At 37.6% G+C, this 6,248-nt stretch carries 5 protein-coding genes; 4 read left to right on the top strand and 1 reads right to left on the bottom strand.

Annotated features, from left to right (window positions below):
• The 3 genes from WBM60_RS00540 to WBM60_RS00530 form a co-directional block, all read left to right on the top strand.
• A partial coding sequence (locus WBM60_RS00540; protein ID WP_424282625.1) for a TonB-dependent receptor domain-containing protein occupies positions 1 to 1,763 on the top strand: 1,763 nt, incomplete at its 5' end.
• Positions 1,764 to 1,916: 153 nt separating this feature from the next.
• The gene (locus tag WBM60_RS00535; protein ID WP_424260504.1) at positions 1,917 to 3,005 is read left to right on the top strand and encodes an OmpA family protein; all 1,089 of its coding nucleotides are present in this window, start codon (positions 1,917 to 1,919) and stop codon (positions 3,003 to 3,005) included.
• Between the two features lie 54 nt (positions 3,006 to 3,059).
• A complete protein-coding gene (locus WBM60_RS00530) occupies positions 3,060 to 3,473 on the top strand; it encodes a hypothetical protein (RefSeq protein ID WP_424260502.1) in 414 nt (137 codons plus the stop codon).
• Positions 3,474 to 3,739: 266 nt separating this feature from the next.
• Here the strand turns inward: WBM60_RS00530 and WBM60_RS00525 are convergent, their stop codons facing one another.
• Entirely contained in the window at positions 3,740 to 4,285 is a 546-nt protein-coding gene (locus WBM60_RS00525) for a DUF2911 domain-containing protein (protein ID WP_424260500.1), read from the bottom strand.
• 245 nt (positions 4,286 to 4,530) lie between these two features.
• Between WBM60_RS00525 and asnB the strand changes: the two genes are divergently transcribed.
• Positions 4,531 to 6,201 (top strand): asparagine synthase B, encoded by a 1,671-nt coding sequence (gene asnB, locus WBM60_RS00520; protein ID WP_424260498.1) that lies wholly within the window; start codon positions 4,531 to 4,533, stop codon positions 6,199 to 6,201.
• The last annotated feature ends 47 nt before the right edge of the window (positions 6,202 to 6,248 follow it).

Raw genomic sequence — 6,248 nt, 5'->3', positions numbered from 1 at the left:
AAAAACACAATATGCAAAAGGAACTAAAAATTACATTAATCGCTTTAATAGGTCTGGTACACCTTTTATCGGCACAAGACGATAAAGACATTGGAACTGAAACTGTTAACGTGGTAAGGCCATATTCCCCAACTATATCAGATGCCTTCAAGGTAAAATCAATTCCAAATCTCAATGATTCTATGGTGCTTCAAAAAAAGAAGATTGAGTACAGCATTTTCTCAATACCCGTGGCTTCAACTTTTACTCCGACCAAAGGGAAGGCGTCTGTTGTACAAAAGGCCATACCGGAAAAACTATATAATTCCTATGCTGCTGTTAGCCTTGGAAATTTTAGTAGTGCCCTTGCAGATTTTTATACGAGCAGAGACATTGACAGGGGTAACAAAAGAGTAGATTTTGGACTTAACCATCATTCCTCACGCGGGGACCTGGAAGATGTGTTACTTGACACCGATTTTTACAATACAAAATTGAATGCTTCTTATAACCAAAAAGAAAGAGATTTGAATTGGCGTGCCGATATTGGATTTCAACATCAGAAATACAATTGGTATGGCCTTCCTGAAGGGATATTTGATGAAGCCACCATTAGTACAATTAACGAAGGTCAAAATTATTTTGGTCTTGAAGCTGGTGCGCAGTTACAAATGGAGGAGTCCGTTTTTGCAGGGGGTGAAGTATTGTATCGAAGGTTTTGGGATGCGGTTGATTCCGGGGAGAATAGATTTTTACTAAAGCCCGAATTTCAGTTTCCGGTCTCGTCAGAATTGCTGACCTTAAAAGTTGTTTTTGATTATGTAGGAGGGAGTTTTAAAAATGCCAGCATAAATAGCTCTACCAATACAACGGGTATAGATTACGGGCAAATGCAAATTGGCGCAAATCCAAATTTGGTATTATCTGGTGATAAATACACCTTAAATTTGGGGGCCTCACTGGTTTATGGTACTGATACAGAACAAAGTGGCAGCAATTTTTATATCTATCCGGAAATATCGGCCTCATACAGATTGTTAGACGATACTTTAATTGCCTATGGAGGAGTAGAAGGGGGCTTAGATCAAAATTCTTATTATGGTTTTGTTGGCGAAAATCCGTTTGTGTCACCTACTTTGACCATACTACCCACAGACAGGCAGTATGATGGATTCCTGGGTATAAAAGGTCAATTAATTTCTAGTCTCAGCTATAACGTAAAAGCATTTTATAGAGCTGAAAACAGAAAACCCCTATATAAATTAAATCCTCAAAATGATTTTAGGGATGATGAAAAAGGATATTATTACGGAAATTCATTTGAAGTATTTTATGATGATATTAAAACCCTTGGATTGTTTGCCGAATTAAATGTGGATATAAGCAGAGATTTTACGCTTGGAGCAAACGTAGAACTATTTGATTACAACACGGAGACCGATAATCCTGCATGGAACCTTCCTGATGTTAAGGGGTCATTACTTATGGATTACCAGATTGGGGAAAAATGGTTCCTTGGGGCTAATTTATTTTATGTAGGGGAGCGGCAGGATTTAAGTGCACAAGTGGTAGAAAATCTTCAGCCTGCAGATTTCCCTTCCACAGTAATCACTTTAGATAGTTTTTTTGATGTAAATGCCCATGTGGGATATCATTTCAACGAGCAACTTTCCATTTTTGCAAAAGCAAATAATATTGCAAATAATGCATATCAGCGCTGGGCCAATTTTAGAGTTCAGAGTTTACAGGTATTAGCCGGTGTATCTTACAAGTTTGATTTTTAAATGACTTTGTAAAGAATAAAGTTAAAATTTAGCTCAATCATCTGTAAAAGAAACTGTTAAACGGCATTAACTTCATGCTTGAAGATTAATTCTTATTTTAGGTTGAGGCAATAGCCCCTTATTATTTTGATTGTAAAGTATACATACAGCTTGTTGTTCACCTTATTTTGGTGTAATACAATACTCCTGTCTCAAAACCTGATTCAAAATCCAAGTTTTGAGCAATACGATGCATGCCCGACACGTCTCGGTAATTTTGAAACCGATGTCACCTATTGGAGTACGCCGACAAAAGGATCTACCGACTATTTTAATAGTTGTAGTGCGATTATGGGGACCCCTGAAAATTTTAACGGGACACAACCTTCAGATTTTGGCAAGGGTTATGCAGGCCTTTATCTTTATGCGCCTAATGATTACAGGGAATATATACAGGTACCTCTTACTCAAACCCTGGAGATAGGTAAAACCTATCAGGTCTCCTTCTATGTTAGTCTTGCCGAACGTTCAGACTTCGCTGTAAAGGATTTTGGGGTGTTGTTTTCAAAGGATAAACTAACCCTGAATATAAAAAAAGAACTCTCAAAAATGCACCTGTACAAAATTGGGGGAAATAGCTACAATTTCATGGAGATTGGATATACAAATTTTTATAGAGACACCAGAGATTGGGTTGTAGTAAGCACCAGATTCGTGGCCAAAGGCACAGAAAATTATATGATAATAGGCAATTTTAAGAATAATGCCGGTACGAGAAAATTTAAAACAAAAAAAGGAGCCAAACAGGGAGCTTATTATTATTTGGATATGGTTACATTAAATCTGGTACAGTCTGACAGTCCTGTTGTGAATTCGGCTCCTGATACAGATCCAATAACCGAAAATTACGAACTCGATAAAGTCCATATTTTTAAAAGTGTCCTATTCAATTTTGATGAATTTAAGCTATTGGATTCCGCCAAAACAGATGTTCAAAAGATATACAACTATCTGGAAGCAAACAAGTCGCTCCAGATAACGGTTGACGGACATACAGATAATATTGGAACTACATCGTATAACCAGTATTTATCAGATAGACGTTGTTCTGCCGTTGCTGAATATTTAATAGAACTGGGACTCTCAGCGGATAGGATAAGTTGGAGAGGGCATGGTGGAATAGCACCTATAGCCAGTAATGAAACGGAAGAAGGCAGGCAGAAGAATAGGCGCGTAGCATTTGTGATTTCAGAAAAAGACTGATCTTTACATCAAAAAATTGCTGTATATTTAGGCGTAAACTTAATAACATTTCGAATGAAAATAACTTTTAAAAATTTCAGCCTGATATTATTATTCCTGATTTTTTCTAACGGATATTCGCTTGAATTGTGCGATGCTTTCAATGGGGTTGAGAGATCTGATATTCTTGTTAAAAAGAAGCGATGGACCGGAAGTTGGGACTATTCAGTTCAGGATGTACCTTTAGAATATAGTTCCGGGGTAATGCATATTTCCAAAAAAAAGAAGGTGTACACGGTGGAGCTGGAGTTGCCCGGAGGCAAGTTGCCTGCGGATAATGTAAAAGTTAATAAAAATAAACTGACTTTCTCTGTGGATATAGAGGGCAGTATGGTGTACGTTGCCCTTATCATGGATGAAGATTCTTTTGAAGGGACAAGCGATACCCCTGACGGCACTTTTATGCTTGTAGGGATTCGTCGAATCTGAGGTTTTGCAAAATAATTAAAAACCTACTATTTACTTTTCCTGTCTGGTAATAAGCTTATAAGAAAATATTTTCCTCAAACTTTAATGCCACTCAAATAGTTGATGCTGGAGGAAGTGCCTTTAAAGGATATCCCTGAAACTATGGCAGAGCAAGGATATATAGACGGGATACTTCAGATTGGCAACCAAACAGATTAATTCTTCTTAAGTATGAAACAAAAAAGCCGAAGTATAGTACTTCGGCTTTTCATTCTATTATAATTTTATTACATACTTAAACTAAAAGGGACTGCAACTCTGGTAGTACCCCATCCCATTATCATATGAACTCCGCTATCAACTTCTTTGAATGCAATTGAGAATGCTTCCAGTGATTCATCTCCCGTACTTGAAGCAGCTTTAATACGTGCAACATCAGCAGACTCATCATAGGAATAAGCTCCCCACTGATTTAATTTGCTATTTAAGATCACCGTCCATTCGGAGCCATCCGGTATAGTGAATAGAGAATAAGTCCCAGCTTTCACAGAAGTTTCTCCGAACATCATGTCTTTAAAAAGCGTAATCTCGGCAGCTTCATTGGCCCCTGTTCTCCAAACTTTTCCTTCTGGTGCAAGTTCAGAAAGTGATCTGCCTTTTAGTTGTGGCCTGCTGTATACAATCTTTATCAACTTATCGGAAACTTTGTAACTGGAGGGATATGTGGCAATATCCGCCGGGCTTTTATCCATCCCGCTAAACTCCTGAGCTGTAATTTCATTTGTAAAAACTATGGCTAACGCCATGATTGTTAGTGTCAATACTTTTTTCATAATTGTGCTTGTTTTTATATATGTCAAATCTAATTAGTAAACCTTTTAAAGTCTTATAAAAAGTCGTTAAAATTTCAACGACTTACAAAATGTTAGTTCAATGTGCCTATTTTATAAGTTTTGATTATTAATTATACCAATTATCGCTAATATAGTTACAATATGAAATAAATAATGATATTTATGTTTCAATTTATTAAGTTATTAAGCATCTTTGCCTAATAATCAATATAAATTGAAAGATAATGTGTGGAATAGTATGTGCGTTTAATTTAAAGGAAAGTACGGAAACCCTAAGACCTCAATTATTGGAAATGTCTAAGAAAGTAAGACACAGAGGTCCTGATTGGAGCGGAATTTATGCAAATGAGAAGGCTATATTGGCTCACGAACGTCTCGCAATTGTAGATCCTGCATCAGGAAAACAGCCCTTATTTAGTGAAGATGGGAAACTTATTTTAGCTGCCAACGGGGAAATATATAACCATAGAGAATTAAGAAAGCAATTTGAAGGATCTTACACTTTCAGCACACAATCTGACTGCGAAGTTATTCTGGCCTTATATCAGAAAAAAGGACCTGACTTTTTAGATGATATGAATGGAATTTTTGGATTTGCCATTTATGACTCTGAAAAAGATGAATATTTTGTAGCCAGAGACCATATGGGGATAATTCCATTATATATGGGCTGGGATAAAAATGGGACCTTCTACGTTGCTTCTGAACTTAAAGCTTTGGAAGGGACGTGTACCAAAATAGAGCTTTTTCCACCGGGACATTATTTAAATAGCAGTGACGGGGAACTAAAAAGATGGTATAACAGAGATTGGATGGATTATGAAGCTGTAAAAGAAAATCAGACAAGTATTGACGAAATAAGAGATGCCCTGGAAGCTGCTGTTCACAGACAACTGATGTCTGATGTACCTTATGGTGTCCTGCTATCAGGGGGGCTTGATTCTTCAGTAACCTCTGCTATAGCCAAAATGTATTCTCAGAAGCGGATAGAGTCTGATGATACCAAGGATGCCTGGTGGCCGCAATTACATTCATTTTCTGTTGGACTAGAAGGATCACCAGATCTTGCAGCCGCTCAAATAGTCGCAGATCATATAGGTACTATCCATCATGAAATTAAGTTTACTATCCAGGAAGGCCTTGATGCTATTAAGGATGTAATTTATAACCTGGAAACCTATGATATCACTACCATTCGGGCATCAACACCAATGTATCTAATGGCTCGGGTAATTAAGTCTATGGGTATTAAGATGGTACTTTCAGGTGAAGGAGCAGATGAATTATTTGGAGGCTATCTATATTTTCACAAGGCGCCCAATCCTAAGGAGTTCCACGAAGAGACCGTGAGGAAATTAAGCAAGTTACATATGTATGATTGCCTAAGGGCCAATAAATCATTAGCAGCCTGGGGAATTGAAGGCAGAGTGCCATTTCTGGACAAAGAGTTCATTGACGTGGCTATGCGGATTAATCCAAAAGACAAGATGATAAATGGGGAGCGAATGGAAAAATGGGTGGTGCGTAAAGCTTTTGAATCTGTACTACCGGAAAGTGTAGCCTGGAGGCAAAAAGAACAATTTTCAGATGGGGTAGGGTATAGTTGGATAGATACATTGAAGGAAGTTGTAGAAAAGGAAGTTTCTGACGAACAATTGGCTAATGCCAAATTCAGATTCCCCATACAAACTCCGACCGCAAAGGAAGAATTTTATTACAGGTCTATATTTGAGGGTCATTTCCCAAGTGATGCCGCTGCATGGTCTGTACCACAGGAGCCTTCGGTAGCCTGTAGTACTAAAATCGCACTGGAATGGGATGAAGCCTTTAAAAACATGAATGATCCTTCAGGACGTGCTGTAGCCAATGTTCATGAAGATGCTTATGAAAAATAAATCCGTTATTTCAGGAGTACGGTAATTCTGTTTAGTATATCTTCCTT

The sequence above is a fragment of the Eudoraea sp. genome (assembly GCF_049669105.1).
Lineage (GTDB): Bacteria > Bacteroidota > Bacteroidia > Flavobacteriales > Flavobacteriaceae > Eudoraea.
Note: the sequence above shows the minus strand (reverse complement) of the source record. Positions and strands in the feature narration are given on the sequence as shown.

What these genes read in the sequence shown, in the direction of transcription:
- WBM60_RS00530 (WP_424260502.1), top strand. Translation starts at nt 3,060, where the DNA reads ATGAAAATAACTTTTAAAAATTTCAGCCTGATATTATTATTCCTGATT.
- asnB (WP_424260498.1), top strand. Translation starts at nt 4,531, where the DNA reads ATGTGTGGAATAGTATGTGCGTTTAATTTAAAGGAAAGTACGGAAACC.
- WBM60_RS00525 (WP_424260500.1), bottom strand. Translation starts at nt 4,285, where the DNA reads ATGAAAAAAGTATTGACACTAACAATCATGGCGTTAGCCATAGTTTTT.